The organism is Kitasatospora sp. NPDC101157 (genome assembly GCF_044768255.1).
Classification (GTDB): Bacteria; Actinomycetota; Actinomycetes; order Streptomycetales; family Streptomycetaceae; genus Kitasatospora.
Genome location: NZ_JBIWPL010000010.1, coordinates 212,687 through 234,673 on the forward strand (window position 1 = coordinate 212,687; position 21,987 = coordinate 234,673).

Here is a 21,987-nt window from a genome sequence, read left to right on the forward strand (position 1 = left end):
CACTCTCTCCACTAAGGAACGAAAAAAGCCATGCGCACGACTGTCTTGGTGCCCGTTGAGAAGACGTTCTGTGATGCCCACATTGCCCGTGATGGCAGTGAGGAAGAGGCCACCGAGTCTCTGGCCATTGGTGGTCACGCATGGGATCTGTGCTTGGAGCACAGCGTTGTCTTCACTCGGTACCTAATGGATGCGCTGGGCGTTCCTGGTGAGGCTGCGACCGTGCCGGTTGCTGCTGAGCCGCCCGTGGCGGAGGCCGAGCATTACGACCAGGACGACACCGAAGACGACGTGACCGAGGCTGAGCCGGAGGTCCGTCCCACGGTGATGGTGTCCGGCGAGATTCCCGGGTACGAGTGGGACGACGCGCGGGAAGCCGTCCGCCGCATGGGCTACGAAGTGGTCGGAAGGGCGGACGCCAACACCGTTCTGATCATCTGCGGTGAGGGTGCGGAGCGGGCAACTAAGAAGCTGCAAGACGCAGTTGAGTTCAGCATCCCGTGCTTCGATGCGACCAAGCCGGGTGCCTTCCGAGATGCCGTGTGCGCCGGACGGTTCAAGGGCGGTGACCCGCTTCCCGAACCGGTGAGGAAGGACGCTCAGGCCGTCCGGGAGGACAAGGCCAAGGCGGCTCAGGCCATCCGCGAGTGGGCTGCGGCCAACGGGGTGACCGTCCGGTCCAAGGGGCGCATACCTGTTTCCGTGGTCGAGGCCTACCAGCGCGCTACCCGCCAAGCGGCGTGACCGGCGGTATGAACCTGGGTGGCCGGGGTCGGCCCGGCCACCCGATCCCAACCAGTCTCAGGAGAAGAGAAGTTGAGCACCATCACCCTGTACGGGCCCATCGGTCGGGCCGTTGAGAAGGTCAGCCCGTACGTCGAGTGCGATCCGGTCGGTATCTACGTAGCCGCTCTGAGCATGTGGTCTGCGGCCATCGGCCAGACGGTGAAGGTGTCCAGCCGGGGCAACGCCCGTCCGGCACTCGTGTGGAGTGCGTTGATTGGAGGCACTGGCAAGGGTAAGGGCACTGCGCTCCGGTCGGCGCAGCACATCATGAAGCCTGCCCTTGGCCGCTTCCTGGAGACGCACACCACCTCCGGCATCACGTCCGGTGCATCTCTGGTCAACTACCTTGCTGAGCAGGTGGAGGCCACGGAGGAGACCGAGGCCGGACGTGACGTCCGGGCCCTGGTGATCGAAGAAGAATGGTCGGAGGTCCTGAGGCGAGTTCGCCGGGACACCTCGTTCACCGCCAAGCTTCGGAGTGCATGGGACGGCGCTCCGATCCGGAACACGACCAAGGCCGAGGCTCAGAGCGTCGAAGACCCGGCGGTCGTCTTCCACGCGCACATCACCCCCTCCGACTGGACCAAGTACATCGGCCCGACCGAAGCGGCCGGAGGCAGCTACAACCGGATCATGCCCTTTGCTCTGGCGTCCGTACCGATGCTGGATGACGACGGCGCGACCCTGCCGGACGTGAACGGCTGGGATCTCACTCAGGCCTACTACTGGGCCGCCGATGCTAGGCGCGTGATCAGCCTCGGAGAGGACGCCCGGCCGCTCTGGAAGACCGTGAGGCGGTATGCCCGGATCGTGTCGGAGAACCTTCCTGAGGCACAGGCTGTGTACGTCGAGCGGACGGCCGAACAAACCATCCGGGTAGCGGCCTGCCTGGCTGCCTCGGAACAGTCTGAGGTGATCGACCACGCCTGTCTGTCCGCCGCCTTCTCCCTCGTGCGCTACAGCGTCCGCTGCGCGGTGAGCATCACCGGCGGCGCGGCGGGAACGGCCAAACCCGCCCGCCGGGTGCCGACGCTGGCGGAGAAGGTCCGGGCCCGGATCGAGATGCACGGGGGCAAGGCGAAGTCCTCCGAACTGCTGCCCTACGTGGGTGCCTCCGCCGATGAGGTCAAGGCACTGCCCGGGGTGAAGGTCACTCTCGACCGCTCCGGCCTCGGCCGCCCGGCCACGGTCTACACCCTTGCCGAGGAGGACGCCGGTCACGCTCCGCTCAGCCGGCCGCGAACCCAGCGTGACGAACGCCCGGCCACGGTCGTCCGCATGGACACCTACCGCCCGGCCAAGACCACGCCCCCGACTCCCATGCCTGCTCCCGCCCCCCGCCCTCAGCCGGTCGCATCCGGGAACCCGTTCCTGGCGCTGCTCTGAACGCTCGAAGCAAAGCAAACCGCCCCGGCCTGCTCGGCCGGGGCGGTTCTTTCGTTTACTCAGATGCTGGGGACGGCGGTTAGACCGCGTAGAACAAGGCCGTGGCTTCCTGGATCTCCAGGACGGCAGCGGCGAAGGCCTCGGGACCGCCGCCCCACGGGTCGGTGATGCCCGAACCGAGGATTCTCACCGGTCGGTCCGGGCCGACGATGGCTTCGACCGCGAGCGCCGTTTCGTCGTCAACCGCGACCACGTCATCAGCCCACCTGAGCAGCCCCTCGTCCAGGAACCGGCCCCGGTGGCCGGTCAGGTCGTAGCCGAAGGCGGAAGCGGCCTCGATCATCAGCGGGTGCGCGGGCTTGCCCACGTGCCAGTCGCGGGTGCCCGCCGAGCGCACGTCCAGCGCGCCCCCGGACCGCTCCGCGATGATCAGGGCGGCGATCGGGGAACGGCAGTGGTTCCCCTTGCAGACCACCAGGACCCGCCTGCGCCTACTCACCGGGGTTCACTCGCTCGATCTCGAACGTGATCACGCCGAGGGCTTCCTTCTCCGGCGGGAAGATCGCGTGGATCGCCCGCAACTGCTCGGCTTCGGTCGCGTGCGGGTTGACCGCCTTCACGTCCTCGGTGCCGAACATCTCCTTGAAGGTCCTGTACGTGCCGATGCGGGTCACCTTGGTCAGGCACTCCTCACCGCGACAGGTGAAGTTGAGCAGGTCCCCGACCCTGATTCGCTTCATCGAGGCGTAGGCGACCCGGACTTCGACGGTCTTGGAGCCGTCGGCGATCAGGTCGAAGTACTCCTTGTAGATCTGGATGTTGCGGGGACGGCCATGCGCCTGGGATTGGTTCCTGGCAGGCTGGCGGGTGGTCATCAGGGCTTCCAATGCGGTCGTGGTGTAGGACCGGAAGAAGTGCCTCGGGCTGCTGAGCATCAGCTCACCGGCACCCGTCAGCGCTTCGACGTAGTCCGCTTGTGTGCCGGGCCAGGCGGCCGGGTCGAGCAGCCATTCCGCGGTGCTGCCTCCCGTCGCGTCTCCGGCGTCGGCAGAGGCGCGCAGGAGGCTCTTGGAGAGCTTCCCGCCGTCGTTGCCGAGGATCTGAGGGGTGAAGACGCGCAGCGGCACCGGAGCGGCCGGCGCCCCGATCGCGACGTGAGCGCCGTCCACCAGTTGGCAGCCGAACGCCCAGTCGCCGCCCTTCACCATCACGTGCAACGTGCCGTCGTCGGGGCGGTAGGAGCGTTCCTTGACCACGTTGCGGTACAAGGTGGAGAGGTCCAGGTACCCGCCGCCGAGCGGCGTGACGTCAGCCTCGTAACGGCCGTGCTCGTGGCACATCGCTTCGAACAGCGCCCCCGAATCGTCCAGCTCCAACAGCCGCGTGTGGTCGGCGTACTTCTGAGCCCACCCGCACGCCGGACACGGCAGCCGGATGTGAGCGGTGCCGTTGGCCGGAGCCAGCCAGAACCGGATCTGATCCAGGAACTCCAGCGTTCGCAGGAACTCGGCCCGGAACTCCGGGCTCGCCTGCTGGTCGGTGTAGCTGCTGACCCTGTACTCCACGCCTGTGCGGCTGGTCATCGCGTCCAGGAGAGGGGCGTAGTACTCGGTCACCAGGGCGCGGATGCCGTCGTCTCCGAGCTGGTGGTGATAGGTGAGCTGGTACATCCGGCCGCCATCGGTGATGGTCTCCGCCGGGGCGTTGTCCAGCGCCACGAAGTCCACGGCCGTATCGACCCCGAACTCGTCGCGGGCCCGCTCAGCGACCAGGAACGACAGGCTTTGCACCAGGTGCGTGCCGATGTGTGGACGGCCGTTGAGCTGCGTCCCGACGGTGAACTCGATCCGTTCCGTTCCGGCGTCCTGGAGGCGGGGCCGGAGCACGTCCAGTGCGTCGTCAACGGCGTTGGCCAGCACGGTGTTCGGCGACCGGAGAAGGTCGATGGTGTTCAAGTGGTGCCTCCGCTCTGCTCATGAACCGGTTGACGGCCGGTTCAGTGCTGGTGTCGGTGGCGCATGCGCTCGGCATGCTGGGCCCTGAGCCGCTCCACAACGGCGCTCACGGGGTCTGGCGTTTCCGGGGTGTGGGGCGGCTCGGCGGGCGACGAGGACTCGCCCTCTTCGGTCGGCGCGGGAAGGGCGACCGCGTCATCCACCGGTGCTCCCGGTGCGACACCGGGGGCACCTGCACCCCGGCGGCAGCGGGTACCGCACCGGCCGGGACTCCGACTGTGCCACCCGGTACTCCTTCAGGAGCGCGGCCATCTTCTGCGGACTGGCCCGCTCTCTACTCCGATGCGATCCGGCAGACTTCACGGCAGCGGACATACTGGCTCCCTCTCCTTCTCCGACGCGTAGGGACGTGGGGTAGACCGTACGAACCAAGACCAGTAGCACTCAACGAAGTTGCTCATAGTTGCTGGAACCCGTCTGAGTGAGCTTCGGTACTGTCGAACGCTTGACCTTGGGGTAGTAAGAGGGCGAAGGTCGGAGGTGACATGCGGCCGGATCATGGGAGGAGCAACATGCGGCAACACAGCAGCGACGAAGACGACTTGACCGCTACGTTCTTCTGCACGGACCCCAACTCTCAGGGCGGCGTCGAGTGCGAGACGTTCTATGAGACCGATCGTGACTCATGGATCGTGCAGCTCAAGAAGCGCGGGCCGAGGGTTCGGGATCAGCTCGTCGCCCTTGCCGATGACGAGACGTTCGGGGAGATGTCGGGGCGGACCATGGATGTGTTCGTTCGGAAGTACGTCAGGGAGCGATATGGAATTGATCTCGGCACCGCGCCGAATTGAGCTGCTGTTCGGTGAGCCCGCCCAAGAGGTCCGGAAGCTTGAGCTACGGGACTTCTATGAGGTGGACCGCCCGTTGTTCGAGGCATGGCGCTCAGGCGACCGTGGGACGGTCGAGGAGACGATGCGTGGGCACCGCGCGTTCCTGACCGGGAAGGCGGCTGCAGGATTCCCCTACCGGCGTGTGCGGGTCGTCTCCGAACCCCTTTCGGACTACCAGCGGATGGCGGTCGAGTTGGCTGACCCCGCAGAACGTCTTCGGTGGCTTCCGCGCCCGCTCGTGTCGGCGCTGCCCTTGCCGGGGAACGACTGCCTGATCCGGGATGACCTGGTGGTCTTCAACCTCATCGGAGGAGACAACCAACAGACTGACATCCAGCTCTCAACCGATCCGGACGTGGTCCGGTTCTGCAACGAGGCGTTCGAGCAAGCATGGTCGCTCGGCGTCCCCAACGGTGAGTACAAGCCGTAACGACATGTCCGACCAGGAACCATCCGAGTCCGCAAGGCGCGCTTTCGGGACTCAGCTCAAGGAACTCCGTCGGGATGCCCATCTCTCGGGTGTCGAGCTCGCGCAGCGCTGTGGCTGGCACAAGACCAAGGTGTCGAAGATCGAGCACGGGACGCAGATCCCGACCGAGGAAGACATCCGGAGATGGGCAACGGCCTGTGCCGTCGAGGGGCAGACTCCCGAACTCATCGCGATGAGTCGTGAGATCGAGCAGATGTGGACCGACTACAAGCGGTGGCACCGACCGGGGATGAAGCGTCTCCAGTTCCAAGCCATGGACTTGTACGCGAAGACCAAGCTGCTCCGGGTGTATGAGTCGCTGTTCGTCCCCGGCTTCCTACAGACGGTCGAGTATGCCAAGGCGCAGTTCACCATCCATGCCAAGCTGCACGGCCTGCCGTTGGATGACGTGGAGGAAGCGGCACAGAACCGCATGGCCCGGAAGCGGTTCCTCGGCACCGGGGCGCCGATATTCTCGTTCCTCCTGGAAGCCTCGGCGCTAACTAACAATACGGGCGGCGCTGAGGTGATGAACGGGCAACTTGACCACCTCCTGGAAGTGTCCCGGCTCCCGTACGTGTCCATCGGGATCATCCCGCAAGGTCGGCCACGGTCGCTCTACCCCGGTGAGGGCTTCTACCTGTTCGATGAGAGCTTGCTCAAGCAAGAGTTCTGGTCGGGGGCGTTCCAGACGGCCAGGCCCGAGAACATCTCGTACTTCGTCCGCGTGTTCGCCGCTCTGCGGGACCAAGCCGTGTTCGGTACTGCAGCCCGAAACGAGATCGAAGCGGCCCGTGGCCGTCTTCAAGAGACCTGACGAGCGGTGATCAGCCGACGCGCCCCGGCATGTGGATGCCGGGGCGCCGGTGCTGTTGGCCGCCCTGATCAGTGCAGTCTGACGCGGTGCTGCATCCAGTGCTCCAGTGTGGTAAAACTTGCCTCCCAGCCGTCCGGGAAGGCCACCGGGACGCCCAACTGCACCGGCTCGGTGGAGGGGTGTTCGTCCAGCAGCTCGGCGATCCCGGCCCGGGCGACCACGATGCAGGCGTGCCGGTGCCGGGAGGCGAGCACGCACAGCCGGCCGGTCTCCAGGTGGAAGGCCGTCGCGTCGGGGCGCCCGGAGAGGGGATGGAGCACCACGGTGACGTCGTACTCCCGGCCCTGCAGCCGGTTGGCGGTGTCCACCGTGACGGCCGGCCCGGTCGTGCCGTCCACCGGTACGCCCACCTTGAGCAGGGCCGCCCGGACGGCCGCCGCCTGGTCCCGGTGCGCCGTTCCGACGGCGATCCGGTCCGCGGTGAGCGGGGCTTCGCCCTGCTCGGACCGCGCGGTCAGCCCGCGCTCCAGCAACCGCCGGACGGTGGCCGCGACGGCCGACACCGCCTGCGGGTCGGTCCGTACGGTGTGCCGGGCGGGCAGCTCCAGCAGCGCCCAGCCGTGCTCGGCCGCCCGGTCGATCACCGCGTCCAGCGCCGAACCGTCCGGGCGGACGGCCGGGGTCAGCCCGCGGTCCGCCGGGCCGGTTCCGGAGCGGAACGGCGTGTACGGGTAGAACGCCCGCGAGATCAGCGGCGCCGCGCTGGCCGGCAGCCGCCAGGAGACCGGCAGCCGGTGCGGCTCGATCTGCGGGTTGTGCGCCAGCAGGGTGACCACGGCGCTGCTGGACGGGTCGTAGGACAGGCCCGCCCACTGCTCGGTGCCGACCACGGTGAACGGGTCCAGCTGGCCCGGGTCGCCGACGAACAGCGCCCGCTCGAACAGCCGGGCCACCGCGAGCAGGGCGTCCGAGCGCATCTGGTACGCCTCGTCGACGATCGCGTGCCGCCACGGCGCCTCGGTCCGGACCCACTGCCACTTGGCGGAGGTGGAGATCACCACGTCCTGCTCGACCAGGTCGGCGACCTTGTCGGAGGGTGTGACGTTGGCGTGCCGCAGCACCTCCGGCCCGGGCCGGGAGTCCGCCGCGTGCAGGCGGCCGATCGTCAGCTCCGGTGCCTTCTCGGCCAGTCGGCCGACCAGGTCGTCCACCTGGCCGTTGGTCTGGGCGACGATCATCAGCCGCTCGCCGGCCGCCACCAGCTCGCGGGCGGCCCGCACCACCAGGGTCGACTTCCCGGCACCCGGCGGGGAGTCCACCACCACGCCGCGCGGCGCCCCGGCCGACGGGTGGACGGTGGCCGCCAGGATGCGGGCCACGGCGGCGTCGGCCGCCGCGCCCGGGGGCTGCTCGCTCATCATTCCCAATCCTCGGTGGCAACGGCAACGGCAACGGCGGCGGTGGCGGACGGGCCGGCAGCGGGCGGGGTGCCGGGCGGCCCGCCGTGGGTCCACGGGGTGTCGTCCGGCTCCGGCAGCGGTGCGGACTGGCGGACCGTCAACTCGAACAGGGTGAAGGTGACCGGCTCGCCGGGCTCGGGCAGGCTGCCCGGCTCGGGCTCCTTCTTGCGGCCCATGCCGGACAGCACCCGCAGGGTGACGGTGCCCTCGACCGGGTCGACCGCCACGATCCGCGCCTTCTGCGCGGACGGCCCGTGCACCCGGTGCGCCTCCCGGCCGAGGTCGGCGTGCGGGCGGTCGGCGGTGCGCAGGGTGATCAGCGGGCGGGGCTTGGGCGAACGGCCCGTGGTGTCGTACTCCAGCACCACCTCGGTCACCACCCCGCTGAACGCCTCGCCGGACAACCGGTGTTCGGCCATCGCCAGCGGGTCGTCCAGCGCCTCCTGGACGTCCAGCCGGGCCTGCTCGCGCTCGCGCTGGGCGAGCTTGCGGGCCGCGGTGACGGCGTCGTCCTGCCGGGGCTGCGGCGGCTCGCCGGCCGCCAGGCGGTCCCGGTGACCGGTGTAGGACCAGCGGTCACCGGTCCAGCGCTCCTCCAGGTGCCCGGCCGGGGGCAGGGCGCGCAGCAGCTCCAGGCCCTGCCAGACGTCCCGCCAGGTGGGCAGCAGGACGGCCCACAGCACCTGCTCCAGCTGTTCGACGGCCGAACGGACGGCGGCCCGGGCGCGCCCGGCGGCGGCCTCGTCGCCCTGTTCGGTGCTGTGCTGCAGGGCGTTGACGGCCGCGTCGTAGCGGGCGATCGCCGGGGCGAGCACCCCCGTGTCGAAGGCCGGGTCGGTGGCCGGACCGGCCGGCGGGTGTACCAGCTGCCCGTGCTCGTCGCGCTCGGACTCGGCCAATTCGGCGGCCCGGGCGCCGGTCAGCCCCGGCGGCGGGTCGTGCCAGGCCAACCGGGCCGCCAGGTGCTGGTCCTCCAGATGGCTCTGGCCGGTGGCCCAGTGCCGGGCGAGCAGGCCGGTCATCGGCAGCAGCAGGCTGGAACCGGGCACCTGGGCGCGGTCGGTGAGGTGGGTCAGCCAGCGACCGAGCAGCGGTACCCGTAGCGGCGCCGGGTGGGGGCCCGGCTCGGCGTCCTCGACGGTGCGGCGGAAGCGGGTCGACCGGCCGATCAGGGCGAGGTGGTGCACACCCGCGCCGTTGGGCACGATCAGCTGCGGCGCGTCGGTGCACAGCTCGCGGAACACCTGGGTCTTCTCGCCGGTCTCCGGGTCCTTCTCGGAGCCCTCGATCTGCTCGACCTCGGCGCCGAAGGACTCCAGGTAGGGGAGCAGATCGGCGGCCAGCTCGGCCAGGAAGTCGAACCGCAGGGTGCGGTTGAGCGGCTGGGGCACCAGGTGCAGCCGGGGTGCGTCCCGGTCGGTGCCCAGCATGACGGCCAACGGCGCGCCCGACTCACCGGCGGCGGTCAGCGGGACGAGCACCATCGGGCGCTCGGAGAGGTGCCGGTGCCGGACGGTGGCCAGCGGCTCGGCCCGCCCGCTGCGGACGGCCTCCAACCGGGCGAGGGTGGTCAGCAAACTCATGCGCCCGCCTCGCTCCGCCCGATGATTCGCTCGCTGCGCTCGCTCATGCGCCCACCTCGCTCTGCTCGGCAGGGGCATTCGCCCACGCACACCGCCCGATGATTCGCTCGCTGCGCTCGCTCATGCGCCCACCTCGCTCCGCTCGGCAGGGGCATTCGCCCACGCACACCGCCCGATGATTCGCTCGCTGCGCTCGCTCATGCGCCCGCACCCAGCCGCTTCGTACCCAGCGCTTCCGCTCGCAGGGCCGCCGCGTAGGCCAGGCGCTCGGCCGCCTCCTGTGCGCCGTCGGTGCCGTTCGCGTGGTCGGTGTCGTCCGGGTCGTCCGGGCCGGGGCTGCCCGTGCCGGAGGCGGCGGCCAGTGCCTCGGCGACGGTGCGGATGCTGCCCAGCTCGCCGCGCACGCCGCGGCCGAGCTGCTCGACCCGGTCGTCGCAGCGGGCTTGGGCGCGGCAGTGGAAGCCCAGTTCGCAGGTGGAGAGGCAGTCCGGGCTGTAGGCGGCGGGCACCGCTTCGACGGAGGCGGTCAGCTGCTCGGTGCTCCGGGCCGGGGCGCCGTCCTCGTCGGTGGCCAGGTCGAAGTCGGTGCCCGGGGGCAGCGCCGCGAGCAGCCGGCCGATGCCGGTCATCCGGCTCAGCTGGCGGCGGGTGGTGGCCAGCTCGCGGCGGACGTCGACGGCGACCGCGGTCGGCCGGTTGCCGAAGTCCTTCGGGCAGACCAGCAGCACGCTGGTGCGGGGGCTGCCCGGCAGCTGCTGCTCGGTGTACGGGTCATCGGCGAGCGGCAGTCCGGCGGCCGTGGCGGCGGCGTGCTGGAGCGCCAGCACGTACACCGCGGCCTGCCGGGCGGCGGCGCCGACCTTGGCCGGGTCCGCGCTGCCGTCCAGCACCGGGAAGGACTTGATCTCGACCACTGTGCACCGTCCGCCGTGCACCACCAGGGCGTCCGGCTCCAGGTAGGCAGTGCTGCCGGCCACGGCGAGACGCAGCATCGGGTGGTCCAGCAGCGTCCAGGAGTCCGGGTCGGCGGCGGCCCGGGCCAGCGCTTCGGCGGTCCGGTCGGCGCGGACGGCCGGGCCGGAGCGGTGCAGCAGGTCGGGCACCAGCAGCGGGGCGCGCTCCTCCGCGGGCACGCCGAGGTGGTCGCGGAGAGGTTCCAGCAGGGCGGCGTAGTCGTCCGCCTTCAGCCGGGACTCGAAGACCAGGCCGCGGGCGATCGCGAAGGGGGACTGGCCGAAGGGGGCGGGGCGGCCGAGCCGGGCGGCCAGCACGGTCTTGTCCACCCCGGCCGCGTCCAGCACGGCGCGACGGTGGCAGCCCGGGTTGGCCGCCAGCGCGGCGAGGGAGCGGGCGTTCAGACTGCGCTGCGGGGCCGGTCCGCGCAGCTCGGCGAGCCGCTGGGCGAGCGGCTCAGCGGACCCGCCGGGCGGGACGTTCGTCGAGACGTTCATGGTGCGGCCCAGTGTCGCATCCGGGTCCGACAACGCGGTGCGGACCGGCCCGGGGAGCGGCCGGTGGTGCCCGCTTCCGAGCGCTACCCGGGCCCGCGTCGTGGCGGCCGCCCCGGTGGGGGATCATGGAGGCCCGGTGCTCAAGGGTGAGACCGACCGTTGACCGCCTGTTGCGAGGAGCTCTCCATGCCCGCCCGAATCGTGCTGGTCCGCCACGGCGAGACCGAGTGGTCGGCCACCGGCCAACACACCGGCCGCACCGACATCCCGCTGACCGGGGACGGCCGCGCGATGGCCCGGGCGCTCGGCGCCCGGCTGGCCAAGGCGCCGTGGAACGGACTGCCGGACGCGCTCGTCTACACCAGCCCGCTCGGGCGCGCCAAGGAGACCTGCGAACTGGCCGGCTTCGGCGACCGCGCCGTCGAGCGTCCGGAGCTCATGGAATGGGACTACGGCCGGTACGAGGGCCGCACCGGCGCCGACATCCGGGCCACCGACCACCCCGGTTGGCTGATCTGGCGCGACGGCGTGCCCGGCGGCGAGAAGCTCTCCGACGTGGCCGCCCGGGTCGACGCCCTCCTCGCCGACCTCAACGAGGAGCACGGCGTTCCGGAGACGGACACCACCGTCATGCACTGCGCCGACCGGGACGTCGTGCTGTTCGCGCACGGCCACCTGCTGCGCATCCTGGCGGCCCGCTGGCTCGGCCTGCCGCCGGAGTTCGCCCAGCGGTTCAAGCTCGGCACGGCGGCGCTGTGCGTGCTGTCCTGGGAGTACGGCGCCCCCGCGGTGGAGATCTGGAACGACCTCTCCCACCTCGACGGGCTCAAATCGGGCCACTGACAAGGACGGTGGCGGTCGCTCAGGCGGCCGTGGCCCGCTCGTAGCCGATCAGGAACCGGCGGACCTCGGGCACCGCGGCGTGCGGGCGCAACCGTGCCGCGGTGTCCGCCAGCATGCTGCGGATCCGGGCCGAGCGCACCTCGCCGAACAGCGCCACCGCGGCCGCGCCGTGGTGCGCCGCGCCCGCCAGGTCCCCCCGGCCGAGCCGGTCGTGGGCCAGCTCAGCGGTGTACAGCACCCGGTTGCGTACGAAGTGCGGCTCCTGCAGCGCTATGGCCAGCGCGGCCTGGTCGCTGGCGCGGTCCCAGTCCCCCAGCGCGGACCAGCACTGGGACTGCAGCCCGGCGATCTCGGCCTCGCCGAAGAAGGACATCCACTCCGGGTCGCTCTCGGACGGACCCCGGTCGAACAGTGAGTACGCCCGGCCGAGGGCGCGCTCGCAGGCGGAGCGGTCCTGCAGCACGGCCCAGGCGCCGGCCTCGCGCATGGCCAGCAGGGCGAGCAGCCTGGCGGAGTCCAGCTCCCGGGCGGCGCACTGCCCGGCCTGCGCGGCGCGCAGCGCCTCGCGCGGGCGCCCGGCGTCCCGGGCGAGGAAGGCACTGTTGCAGAAGACGTGCGCCTCCAGCGCGGAGTCCCCGGCCATCCGGGCGGTGGCGAGCGCCTCCGCGTAGAACGAGCGGGCGTCCCCGAGCCGGTTCGAGTCGTGTGCCAACCATCCTACGGAGATGGCCAGTTCACCGGCCCCGGCCTGCAGCCGGCGCTCCGTCTCGGCGCTGTACTCGCCCTCGTTGAGCAGCAGGTAGGCGGTGCGCAGCGACTGGCCGGCGAGTTCGTACAGGGCGTCCGCGCCGTGTGCGTCGTCGGCCAGTCTGATGTCCCGGACGGCCTGCTCCACGCCGAACACCTCGGCGGCACCGACCTTGCGCGGTGGCGGAACCGGTCCCGGCCGACCGGGCACCACCGGCTCGGCAACGAGCAGCGAGGGCGCGGTGAACTCCGCACCGGGGAGGGCGGATCGGCGGGGGGCCGGTCCGAATCCGGCACCGGCGGCCGGGGCGGCGACCGCCGGCCGGTCGATGCCGATCACGGTGGCCAGCGCGGTCGAGCCGCCGGCCAGGAACGTACGGCGACGCACGTCGTCGTTCTCCTCGTCGAGATAGGGCGATCCATCGGGCCCCCGGGGCACCGCGCCGGCCATCGGCCGCGGTGGTCCGTCCGGAACGGTTGGATCCGCGTACGGCGAGGCAGCGTACGGGAGTTGGGTGGAGAGTGGTGAGCGCGGGGCGGGCAGGGGCGGGAACGGCGGGTGGAGCGGGGGAGCCGGCGGTGCCACCCCGGCCGCGACCGGGGTGGCACCGCCGGCCGAGCGGCGGCGGACGGCGGTGCGGGGGGCGAAGCCGAGGTCGGCGAGCGTGCGGTCCGGCCACATGTGCCGGAAGACCCGCTCGTAGGCGTAGTTGGGGCAGCGGATCTCACCGGACTCGACCCGTCCGATGTAGCGGGCGTCGCAGGACACGTGCTCGCCGATCTCGCGGGCGGCCCGGCGGACGGCCATGGCGAACTCGCCGGGTGAGCGGTCGCCGCGCAGTGCGCGCATCACGGTGTTGGGGGACGGTCGGTTCGGCTCGGCCGGTGGGGTGGCTGCCATGGCGCCGAGAATACTCGGAGTCACCGACCGGCCACATTGGGTTCGTGAGACATTGGCCGTCAATCCGGGGCGAACCGGGCGTTGTTGCCGGATATCCGCCATGAAATGCCATGCCTTGCTGTAAGGCGCCCCGTGGCCTTCGGCGGTCCCGCGGCGTTGTCCTGATACGTGGAAGCCCAGGCCGTCCCCCCGGCCCGTCCCCGCCCCGCGGCCCCCACCCCCGGCGGCAGTGCTTCCGACCCGACGAGGTACAGGAGGGCCCATGATGGCCACCGGACTGCCGCAGCACCGACCCGTCGTCGGGAGCGTGTTCGCCGCCGCCTCCCCGGCCCTGCTGCCCGATCCGGCCGACGAGCGGTTCCCCGGCCGGGGCCCGGTCGAGGGCGGTCGCGGCTCCTGCGGCGGCCCGCAGCGGAAGTACGCCGCCCCGGCCGAGGACACCCTCGTCACCGACCGCGACACCGTGACGGTCGCCCTGCGGCACGGGCTGGAGGCCGTCGACATCCTGCGGCTGCGCCGCGCCTGCGGGGCCGTGCTGCAGAGCCGCGACGGCAGCACCGTCGCCTTCCTCGTCCCGGCCGGCACCTGGGAGACCTGGCACCTGCCCGGCAGTTCCTGTACGGCCGGCGCCCTGGTGCCCGCCGCCACCGACCCGCGCTGGGTGATCCCGCCGTCCGGCGCCGGCCGGGCCGCCCGCCCCACCGACGCCTGGGTGCTCCGCTCCGCCCTCTGCGAGGCCGCCTGCACGCTCACCGCGGGCGGCCTCGGACCGTTCTAGCGGGCGTGCCGCGCGGACCCGGCCGGGCCCCCGAGCCTCCGGCCGGATCCCCGTGGCACGCCCCTGACCTGGGGGTGCGCCCCACCGGCGGCGATAATGGCCGACATGGGACGAAGCAACAGGGCCGCGCGCAGCCCTGAACCGGCGCTCACCACCGGGTCGGACGGCCGCAGCCACGCCCAGGGGCCGCTCACCCGCCCGGTCGGCTCCGGGCTGGCCGAACTGCGCCCCGACCGCGACCGCCCGCACGCCTGGTCGCTGCTGATCGACGGCGCCCCGCAGTCCCTGGTCGACCTCGCCGACCCCACCCACCTGGGCTTCGAGTACCAGCGCCGGCTCGGCCACCTGATCGACCTGGTCGCCCCGCCCGGGCGCCCGCTGACCGTCCTGCACCTGGGCGGCGGCGCCCTCACCCTGGCCCGCTACGTGGCCGCCACCCGGCCGCGCTCCCGCCAGCAGGTCGCCGAGATCGACACCGCGCTCACCGAACTCGTCCGCACCGAACTCCCGTTGGAACGCGGCTGGCAGATCAAGGTGCGCGGCGCGGACGCCCGCGGCGTGCTGGAACGCACCCCCGAGAGCAGCGTCGACCTGGTCATCACCGACGTCTTCTCCGGAGCCCGCACCCCGGCCCACTGCACCACGGTCGAGTTCACCACCCTGGCGGCCCGCGCCCTCGCCCCCGGCGGCTGGTACGCCGCCAACATCGCCGACGGCGGCGCCCTGCCCTTCGCCCGCTCCCAGGTCGCCACCCTCGGCGCGGTCTTCCCCGAACTGTGCCTGACCGCCGACCCCGCCGTGCTGCGCGGCAAGCGCTTCGGCAACCTCGTCCTGGCCGCCGCCCACACCCCGCTCCCGATCGCAGAACTCAGCCGCCGGGTCGCCTCCGACTCCTCCCACGGCCGGGTCGAACACGGCCGGGCCCTCGGCGACTTCACCGCCGGCGCGGGCCCGGCCACGGACGCCACGGCGGCCCCCTCTCCGGCGCCGCCGCCGGGCGTCTTCCGCTGACGGCGGGTGTCCTCCGCTGCCGGCGTCGCGTCGCGGTGCGCACTGCCCCGCCGGCCGTAAAACCGTTGGCAGACGACCGAGTTCTGGCGCACAATGGCCACCGGCGTTCGACTGTTGACGTGAGGGGACGGCATGCACATCCGACCGGCCCGCCCGGACGAGGCCGGAGTGCTCACCGGCATCGCCCTGCGGGCCAAGGCGTACTGGGGCTACGACGAGGCGTTCATGGCCGCCTGCCGTGAGGAGCTGACGGTGGACGCCGCCGCCGTCGAACGGGCGTCGACGGTGGTGGCCGAGGACGGCGGCCGGGTGCTGGGCTTCGCCGCGCTGACCGTCGCCCCGCCCTCCGGGGAGCTTGCCATGCTCTTCGTCGAACCCGACCGGATCGGCGGCGGCATCGGCCGGGCGCTGTTCGAGCATGTCCGGGAGCGGGCCCGGGCCGCCGGCCTGCACCGCTTCACCATCGACTCCGACCCGAACGCGGAGCCCTTCTACCTGGCGATGGGCGCCACCCGCATCGGCAGCACTCCGTCCGGCTCCGTACCGGGGCGGGAACTCCCGCAGCTGGTGCTGGAACTGGCGTCCGAGGCCTGAGGCCGGCCCTCGGGCTCCTGCCCGGTGGGGCTCCCGCCCGTTGGGGCTCGGGGGCTTGGGACTTGGGGGCTTGGGACTCGTGACAGTCGAACTCGCGACCGGGGGACTCCGGCCCGTGGGACTCGCGACCCTGGGACTCCCGCCCGTCGCATTCGTGCCCGTACGGCACGGATCCGCCCCGGTCCGCGTCCGGCCGCTCAGTGCCCGCGCGGCAGCCCCCGGTGCTTGCACATCGCCGCGCCGGTGAGGAGCAGCCCGGCGGCGATGGGGGCGAGCACCGCGGTCACGGTGGCCGCGTCGTCCTCCTCGGCCGTCACGGACGCCGCGTCGGCGAGCGCGAGCGCCTCGGGCGTCCCCTCGCCGGCCGGTGCGGCCGGGGCGACGACCCCCAGGGCTGCCCCGGTGGTGCCCGCGGGTTCCGCGGGGCCGGTCCCCTCCTGCGCCGCGGCCTCCCGGACCGCGGGAGCCCCGGCCGCCTCGGGCGGGGCCGGCCGGGCCTGGTCGACCGAGCCGGAGCGCGGGCGGCGGGCGGTCGGCAGCGTGGCGGGTTCGCCCTCGCGGGAGGAGCGGGTTCCGGTGGGACGGTCCTGGGCGGGGGCGGTGCCGAGCAGGCCGGAGGCGAGGGCGAAGGCGTCGGGGACGGCCGACCCCTGACCCGGCAGCGGGAGCCCGTCGACCCGGATGCGTTCCTGGAGGACGTCGCCGACCGCGGTGGGGGTCCCGCCGGCCGGTCCGCCGGCGGTCGGCTCCCCGGCGAGTCCGGGGGAGCGGCCCTCCCCGGCGGCGCCTCGCTGCGCCGGTGCGACGGGGCGGGCGGCTGACGGGCCGTCGAGCGCGGGTGCGGCGTGCAGGACGCGGCGGACGGCGGGTTCGGGCTGCCTGGACGGCGGTTCGGCGGGGGCCGCGTGGGCACTCGGGGCGCCGACGCCCCAGAGCTGCGCGAGCAGGGCCCCGCCGACGGCGAGGGTGCGGGGCAGCCATCGGGCGACCGCCCGTCGGGCTCCGGCGACGCCGCGGGAGGCGGGTTCCTGGGGCTCGGTCGCATGATTGGCTCGCACGTGAGTTGAGAACGAGCGTAAGGGCGTCGAGGTCACGCCCACCGTCACGGACAGTCATCGCGCGAGTGGCCCCGGGGCGGTGCTCCCGGGGCCACCGACCGTGCGGCGGTCAGGAGTTGGGACGCAGGGTCCAGGTGACCGTCATCACACCGGTGACGGCGCCGTCGGCGCGGGTGATCTCGACGGTGACCGGGAACTCGGGTCGGTCGCCGGCGTCCAGCTCGGCCACGACCTCGGCGGCCGGGCGGCCGAGCACGGCGGTGGCGGTGACCTCGCCCATGGCCAGCTTCTTGTAGGCGATCTCGGCGTTCACGGCGAGCGGCACGGCCCGGGACAGCTGGTCCCCGAAGGCGGCGAGCACGATGCAGCCGCTGGCGGACTCGGCGAGGGTGAACATCGCGCCGGCGTGCGGGCCGCCGACGTGGTTGTGGTACGCGGGCTGGTCGGGCAGCCGGAGCACGGCGCGCTCCGGGGTGGTCTCCAGGTACTCAAGCTTGAGGGTGTGCGCCATCGGCACGGTGGCGTCGAGCATCTGGCCGATCGAAGGAGTGGTCATGGCGACGATGTTACTAGCCGGTAGCTTGTTGCGGCAGGGGCCGACCGGAAAACCCGGGCCGCCGCGCAGAACTGAGGCAACGCGAAAACGCCTGAGGGGCCGATCTCTTGAAGAGATCGGCCCCTCAGGCTCTGGGGTGAGTGACGGGACTCGAACCCGCGACCACCTGGACCACAACCAGGTGCTCTACCAACTGAGCTACACCCACCATCTGTCCGGTCCGTTCCCGCTCTCGCGTTCCCGTTCCGACAGGAAGAACTCTACAGGATCCGAGAGGGTGCTCGCGCCAGGGTTTCGTTCCGGCGGACGAGGGCACCCCCTCCGACCCCGCGGAGGACCCGCGACCCCTCGGATCAGTCGGTCACGGCCCGGTACTTCTCGGCGATGGCACGCGCGGTGTCGGCGTCCGGTCCGGGCTGCGGCACGAACACCGCCTCGCGGTAGTACCGCAGTTCGTCGATGCTCTCGCGGATGTCGGCGAGCGCCCGGTGGTTCCCGCCCTTCGGCGGGCTGTTGTAGTACGCCTTCGGGTACCAGCGGCGGGCCAGCTCCTTGATCGAGGAGACGTCCACGATCCGGTAGTGCAGGTGCTTCTCCAGGGCCGGCATGTCCCGGGCCAGGAAGCCGCGGTCGGTGGCCACCGAGTTGCCGCACAGCGGCGTCTTCCCGGCCTCCGGCACGTGCTGGCGCACGTACGCGAGGACCAGCTCCTCGGCCTCGGCCAGGGTCACGCCCTGCTCCAGCTCCTCCAGCAGGCCGGAGGAGGTGTGCATCACGCGCACCACCTCCGGCATGTTCGCCAGAGCCTCTGCGGGCGGGCGGATGATGACGTCCACGCCCTCGCCGAGGATGTTCAGCTCGGAGTCCGTCACCAGCACCGCGACCTCGACCAGGGCGTCCCGGTCGAGGTCGAGGCCGGTCATTTCACAGTCGATCCATACCAAACGGTCATTCACGCAACTCACCCTACGGCGCGATCACGCGCCGCGGGGACCGGTGGAGCCGAGCGGGGTGCCGGAGCACAGGCCTCGGCCTGGTGCTCCTCAGCCCCGTCGTGCTCGCCGTGGCCGTCCGGATGCTCGCCCTCCCGGCCGGTGCGGACCGCGTGGCCGTCCCGCCCGGGACGGACCTCGCGCGCCGCCCGCCCGCCGTCCGCCGCGGCGCCCCTGGCACCCGGCGCGCGGACCTGCGGCGCCCGCGCCTGCCGGCCCCGGAGCTCACCCGCCCCGGCCGCCGGCTGCCCGGCGGCCCCGGACGGCACCCGGCCGGTCGGAGCGCCGTGCGCCCGCCCGGCCGCGCCCGGCTCGTCACCGGGACGCTCGACCGTGCTGCGGTGCCCCTGGCCCTGACCGCGCGCCCCCGGCTGGGGGTGGCCGTCCTCGGCCGCCGCGTGCTCGGCGGTGCGCGGCGGACGCCCCGCACCCGGACCGGCCTGCGGCGGAACCAGCGGCGACCGCACCGGCCCGCGCGTCGCACCCTGCTGCCCGGGGTGCGGCTGCGGCGCGGCCTGCTGGTGCGGGTACGGCTGGCCCGCGCGGGCGTGGAAGCCCTGGGCGGCCGGCGTCCCGGCCTGCCCCGGACCGTACGGACCGGCCTGCCCGTGCGGCACCGGCTGTCCGTGCCCGACCGGCTGTCCGTGGCCCGGCTGGCCGACCGGCACCTGCGCCCCCGGACCGGCCGGGAACGGATGCGCCTGCGGACCGCCGTGACCCGCGCCGCCGTACGGCCCGCCACCCGCTGCCGAGGCGGCCGCGGCGGCCGCCGGGTGCGGCAGCGCGCCGGGCAGCCGGAGCTCGCCGCCGTGCGCCCCGGCCGGGGTCGGCGACTGCCCGGGGCGGCGTGCCCGGTAGCTGGTCCGGTACGCGGCCGGGGATACCCCGAGCTGACGGCGGAAGTGCCCGCGCAGCGCGACCGGCGAACGGAACCCGCACCGGCGCGCCACGTCGTCCACCGACAGCTCCGAGGTCTCCAGCAGCCGCTGCGCCTGGAGCACCCGCTGGGTGATCAGCCACTGCAGCGGGGCACTGCCGGTGAGCGTGCGGAAGCGGCGGTCGAAGGTGCGCCGGCTCATGTAGGCACGCGCCGCCAGCACCTCGACGTCGAACTGCTGGTTGAGGTTCTCCAGCGCCCAGGTGACCACCTCGGCCAGCGGGTCGTTGCCGATCTCCTCCGGTAAAGACTGATCGATGTACTGGGCCTGTCCGCCACCGCTGCGGCGGCTGGGCACCACCAGGCGGCGGGCCAGCGCGTTGGCCGCCTCGGCGCCGTGGTCGCTGCGCACCACGTGCAGGCACAGGTCGATCCCGGCGGCCGTCCCGGCCGAGGTGAGCACGTCGCCGTCGTCCACGAAGAGCTCGCGCGGGTCGACGTGGACCCGGGGGTAGCGCTTGGCCAGGGTGGGCGCGTACATCCAGTGGGTGGTCGCCGGACGGCCGTCCAGCAGGCCGGCCGCGGCGAGCACGAAGGCCCCGGTGCACAGTCCGATGATCCGCGCGCCCTCGTGGTGAGCCTTGCGCAGGGCGGTGATCGCCTCGACCGGCGGCGGCTGGGAGATCGAGCGCCAGGCCGGTACGACGATCGTGCCGGCCCGGGCGAGGGCCTCCAGTCCGTACGGCGCGGAGAGGGTCAGGCCGCCGGTGGTGGCCAGTGGGCCCTCCTCGCCGGCGCAGACCAGCAGCCGGTAGCGGGGGACCCCGGCGTCCTGGCGGTCCACGCCGAAGACCGAGAGCGGAATGGAGCTCTCGAAGATCGGCGCTCCGCCGAAGATCAGGACCGCGACCGTCTCCCGGCGGCGCCGGCCGGACAGCTTGCGCGGGGCACCGGCCGTCGACAGGGCGGACGGGGAGCCGCCGCCGCCCGGGCCGCCGTGGCCCAGCGGGCCGTGGCCGGGGGCGGTGCCCAGGGCGAGGCCGCCGAGCGGGCCGGGGCCGGCGCCGTTCAGCCCCGGGGCCGTGCCGGCGGCGGGGTGGCCGGGGTAGCCCGGGTGTCCCGAGTGGCCCGTGGGGCCTTGGTGCCCCTGGTGTCCCTGGTGTCCCTGGTGTCCTTGGTGTCCCTGGTGGTCGCCGCCGTAGGACTGGACCGGACCGCCGTAGCCCTGGGCCTGGCTGACGGCGCCTCGGCTGACGGGCTGTCCGGGGTGGTTCGGGTGCCCGCCCTGGGGTGACTGCGCCGCTCCGTAGGCCGTCGGGCCGTACGCCGTCGGACCGCCGTGCACGGGGCCGCCGTGGTCGCCCGGGGCATGGCCGGGGGCGGCGGACGGTACGGCCGGATAGGAGGGGTGCGGGGCCGGGCCCGAGGTGCTCGGGGTGCCGGAGGTGCGGGTGGTGGCGGCGATCGCGGAGGTGCCGGTGCTTCTCGCGGACCGGCCGGCGGTGCCGGTCGGCGCCTGGCCGCTGTCAGGACCCGCGTCGCTCCTGCTCACCCTGCTCAAGGCGCTCAAGCCCCCTCGGTGGTGTGGTGTGGGTGGTGCGGCACTGCTGGCCAAGATCGAAATCTATCGGGTGGACCGTTGCCGTTGTGACAAGTTCACCATCCGACGCTATGTCGACATGGCAATTTGGCGTGATGCATTCGATCACGAAGCGTGGCACCCGTCGACCCTTCTGGGAAGAGGGCCGGTGCGACGGTGGCTGGTTGTCGCGGGACGGCTCCTGGGGCGTCCGGCTTCTGGGCCCCCGGCCGGTGGGTCTGGGCTGCGGCTTTGCCCAAGGCGGAGGGAACGGCAGGAAATTGACCGAAAATCGGCGGTGCACAGGAGGGCGCACGAGCGCCGGCCGTGCGCCTCCCAGGCTTCATCCGGCCAGCGTCGGGGCGCCCGGACCGGCATTCCCGCTGCGGGGCTACGGTCCTGCCGTGAACACCAACAGCCGGCTCGAACAGGCCAACGACAACGCCGCCGCCTTCTGGCTCGCCCAAGCCCGCGCGCACGGCTGGCAGTCCGATGTCCGACCGGGCCTCACCGCGGTCCGCTGCGCCCGCACACCGGACGACTCCCAACGCTTCCTGATCACCCGGCCCTATAACGAACCAGCCGACGTGGAAAAGCAGTTGGCCGCGCTGACGACTGCATGGGAGACCATCCGTTTCACCTTGGAGGACCCGTACGGGGGGCTCGACCTGACCCGCTTCGGCGCCGTCCGGATGCCGATCATGCCGGTGATGGCCAGGGAGCCCGGACCGGTCGAGGGCGTGTCCGCCGGGCTTCCCGCCGAGCTTCCCACCGGACTGTCCACCGGGCTCTCCACCGGGCTGTCCGCCGTCTCACCGGCGCGCGGCGGCGGCCCCTGACGGTCGGTGAGGCGTTGGACGGCGACACCTTCGCGCTGGTCGAGCGGATCATCGTGGACGGCTTCCCGTTGCCCGCCCGGCAGCCCTGGACCCGCGGCGACGCGCTCCCCGAACAACTGCTGCGCCAACCCGGCTGCCGGGCCTGGCTTGCCCGGGTCGACGGCTCACCGGCGGGCGCCTGCCTCACCTACGACGACGGGGTCGCCACCGGGGTGTACTGGGTCGCCACCCTGCCCGACCAGCGCGGCCGGGGAGTGGCCGGCGCGGTGCTGCGGACCGCCCTGGCCCACGCCCACCCGGACCGCCCGGCCACCCTGGTCGCCACCTCGGCCGGCGAACCGCTCTATCGCCGGCTCGGGTTCACCGGGCAGGGCCCCACCTGCTGGTGGAGTCGCACCGCACTGGGCGGCTGACC

The 21,987-nt window shown here is 72.8% G+C and carries 20 protein-coding genes, 1 tRNA gene and 1 pseudogene; 11 read left to right on the plus strand and 11 right to left on the minus strand.

Going from position 1 to position 21,987, the window contains the following annotated elements:
• Positions 1-30 precede the first annotated feature (30 nt).
• Both ACIRVF_RS21865 and ACIRVF_RS21870 read left to right on the plus strand, forming a co-directional pair.
• Entirely contained in the window at positions 31-744 is a 714-nt protein-coding gene (locus ACIRVF_RS21865; RefSeq protein WP_402820103.1) for a histone-like nucleoid-structuring protein Lsr2, read from the plus strand.
• 72 nt (positions 745-816) lie between these two features.
• Positions 817-2,172, plus strand: a complete 1,356-nt coding sequence (locus ACIRVF_RS21870) for a DUF3987 domain-containing protein (protein ID WP_402820106.1) — start codon at positions 817-819, stop codon at positions 2,170-2,172.
• 79 nt (positions 2,173-2,251) lie between these two features.
• On the opposite strand, the gene ACIRVF_RS21875 is transcribed toward ACIRVF_RS21870, so the two are convergent.
• Entirely contained in the window at positions 2,252-2,671 is a 420-nt protein-coding gene (locus tag ACIRVF_RS21875) for a low molecular weight phosphatase family protein (RefSeq protein ID WP_402820109.1), read from the minus strand.
• On the minus strand, positions 2,664-4,127 hold the full coding sequence (locus ACIRVF_RS21880; RefSeq protein ID WP_402820112.1) for an ASCH domain-containing protein: 1,464 nt from the start codon (positions 4,125-4,127) through the stop codon (positions 2,664-2,666). The genes ACIRVF_RS21875 and ACIRVF_RS21880 overlap by 8 nt, the downstream gene beginning before the upstream one ends.
• 572 nt (positions 4,128-4,699) lie before the next feature.
• Between ACIRVF_RS21880 and ACIRVF_RS21885 the strand changes: the two genes are divergently transcribed.
• The 3 genes from ACIRVF_RS21885 to ACIRVF_RS21895 are packed head-to-tail and all read left to right on the plus strand — an operon-like array spanning position 4,700 to position 6,303.
• A complete protein-coding gene (locus ACIRVF_RS21885) occupies positions 4,700-4,978 on the plus strand; it encodes a hypothetical protein (protein WP_402820115.1) in 279 nt (92 codons plus the stop codon).
• Entirely contained in the window at positions 4,947-5,447 is a 501-nt protein-coding gene (locus ACIRVF_RS21890) for a DUF6879 family protein (protein ID WP_402820118.1), read from the plus strand. The genes ACIRVF_RS21885 and ACIRVF_RS21890 overlap by 32 nt, the downstream gene beginning before the upstream one ends.
• 4 nt (positions 5,448-5,451) lie before the next feature.
• Positions 5,452-6,303 carry a helix-turn-helix domain-containing protein gene (locus ACIRVF_RS21895; protein WP_402820120.1) on the plus strand — a complete coding sequence of 284 codons (852 nt, stop codon included), beginning with the start codon at positions 5,452-5,454 and terminating at the stop codon, positions 6,301-6,303.
• A gap of 68 nt (positions 6,304-6,371) precedes the next feature.
• Here ACIRVF_RS21895 and ACIRVF_RS21900 read toward each other — a convergent pair whose 3' ends face one another.
• The 3 genes from ACIRVF_RS21900 to ACIRVF_RS21910 all read right to left on the minus strand — a co-directional run bounded on the left by ACIRVF_RS21900 (position 6,372) and on the right by ACIRVF_RS21910 (position 10,797).
• Positions 6,372-7,724 carry an AAA family ATPase gene (locus ACIRVF_RS21900; RefSeq protein WP_402820123.1) on the minus strand — a complete coding sequence of 451 codons (1,353 nt, stop codon included), beginning with the start codon at positions 7,722-7,724 and terminating at the stop codon, positions 6,372-6,374.
• On the minus strand, positions 7,721-9,346 hold the full coding sequence (locus ACIRVF_RS21905; protein ID WP_402820126.1) for a hypothetical protein: 1,626 nt from the start codon (positions 9,344-9,346) through the stop codon (positions 7,721-7,723). The genes ACIRVF_RS21900 and ACIRVF_RS21905 overlap by 4 nt, the downstream gene beginning before the upstream one ends.
• Before the next feature lie 197 nt (positions 9,347-9,543).
• Positions 9,544-10,797: a hypothetical protein gene (locus tag ACIRVF_RS21910; RefSeq protein WP_402820128.1), complete on the minus strand. Its 1,254-nt coding sequence runs from the start codon at positions 10,795-10,797 to the stop codon at positions 9,544-9,546.
• Positions 10,798-10,983: 186 nt separating this feature from the next.
• Between ACIRVF_RS21910 and ACIRVF_RS21915 the strand changes: the two genes are divergently transcribed.
• Positions 10,984-11,640, plus strand: a complete 657-nt coding sequence (locus ACIRVF_RS21915) for a histidine phosphatase family protein (RefSeq protein ID WP_402820131.1) — start codon at positions 10,984-10,986, stop codon at positions 11,638-11,640.
• A 19-nt stretch (positions 11,641-11,659) separates the two neighbouring features.
• Here the strand turns inward: ACIRVF_RS21915 and ACIRVF_RS21920 are convergent, their stop codons facing one another.
• Positions 11,660-13,288 carry a tetratricopeptide repeat protein gene (locus ACIRVF_RS21920; protein ID WP_402820134.1) on the minus strand — a complete coding sequence of 543 codons (1,629 nt, stop codon included), beginning with the start codon at positions 13,286-13,288 and terminating at the stop codon, positions 11,660-11,662.
• 262 nt (positions 13,289-13,550) lie between these two features.
• Here ACIRVF_RS21920 and ACIRVF_RS21925 point away from each other — a divergent pair, with 262 nt between their 5' ends.
• From ACIRVF_RS21925 to ACIRVF_RS21935, 3 genes are all read left to right on the plus strand, one after another.
• Positions 13,551-14,066 (plus strand): hypothetical protein, encoded by a 516-nt coding sequence (locus tag ACIRVF_RS21925; protein WP_402820137.1) that lies wholly within the window; start codon positions 13,551-13,553, stop codon positions 14,064-14,066.
• Positions 14,067-14,171: 105 nt separating this feature from the next.
• Positions 14,172-15,077 (plus strand): spermidine synthase, encoded by a 906-nt coding sequence (locus ACIRVF_RS21930; RefSeq protein WP_402820140.1) that lies wholly within the window; start codon positions 14,172-14,174, stop codon positions 15,075-15,077.
• 132 nt (positions 15,078-15,209) lie between these two features.
• Positions 15,210-15,671, plus strand: coding sequence for a GNAT family N-acetyltransferase (locus tag ACIRVF_RS21935; protein ID WP_402820143.1), 462 nt, complete (start codon positions 15,210-15,212; stop codon positions 15,669-15,671).
• A gap of 197 nt (positions 15,672-15,868) precedes the next feature.
• Here ACIRVF_RS21935 and ACIRVF_RS21940 read toward each other — a convergent pair whose 3' ends face one another.
• The 5 genes and pseudogenes from ACIRVF_RS21940 to ACIRVF_RS21960 form a co-directional block, all read right to left on the minus strand.
• Positions 15,869-16,729 carry a hypothetical protein gene (locus ACIRVF_RS21940; RefSeq protein WP_402820146.1) on the minus strand — a complete coding sequence of 287 codons (861 nt, stop codon included), beginning with the start codon at positions 16,727-16,729 and terminating at the stop codon, positions 15,869-15,871.
• Between the two features lie 109 nt (positions 16,730-16,838).
• Positions 16,839-17,285: a DUF4442 domain-containing protein gene (locus ACIRVF_RS21945; RefSeq protein ID WP_402820149.1), complete on the minus strand. Its 447-nt coding sequence runs from the start codon at positions 17,283-17,285 to the stop codon at positions 16,839-16,841.
• Positions 17,286-17,417: 132 nt separating this feature from the next.
• Positions 17,418-17,493: transfer RNA gene (locus ACIRVF_RS21950), tRNA-His, on the minus strand.
• A gap of 145 nt (positions 17,494-17,638) precedes the next feature.
• Positions 17,639-18,241, minus strand: coding sequence for an oligoribonuclease (gene orn, locus ACIRVF_RS21955; RefSeq protein WP_402820152.1), 603 nt, complete (start codon positions 18,239-18,241; stop codon positions 17,639-17,641).
• Between the two features lie 868 nt (positions 18,242-19,109).
• Positions 19,110-20,118, minus strand: a pseudogene (locus ACIRVF_RS21960) (helix-turn-helix domain-containing protein); the annotation flags it as partial.
• Between the two features lie 1,019 nt (positions 20,119-21,137).
• On the opposite strand from ACIRVF_RS21960, the gene ACIRVF_RS21965 reads away from it, so the two are divergent.
• Positions 21,138-21,572 carry a hypothetical protein gene (locus tag ACIRVF_RS21965; RefSeq protein ID WP_402820155.1) on the plus strand — a complete coding sequence of 145 codons (435 nt, stop codon included), beginning with the start codon at positions 21,138-21,140 and terminating at the stop codon, positions 21,570-21,572.
• Positions 21,573-21,586: 14 nt separating this feature from the next.
• Positions 21,587-21,985 carry a GNAT family N-acetyltransferase gene (locus ACIRVF_RS21970; protein WP_402820158.1) on the plus strand — a complete coding sequence of 133 codons (399 nt, stop codon included), beginning with the start codon at positions 21,587-21,589 and terminating at the stop codon, positions 21,983-21,985.
• Positions 21,986-21,987: the final 2 nt, after the last annotated feature.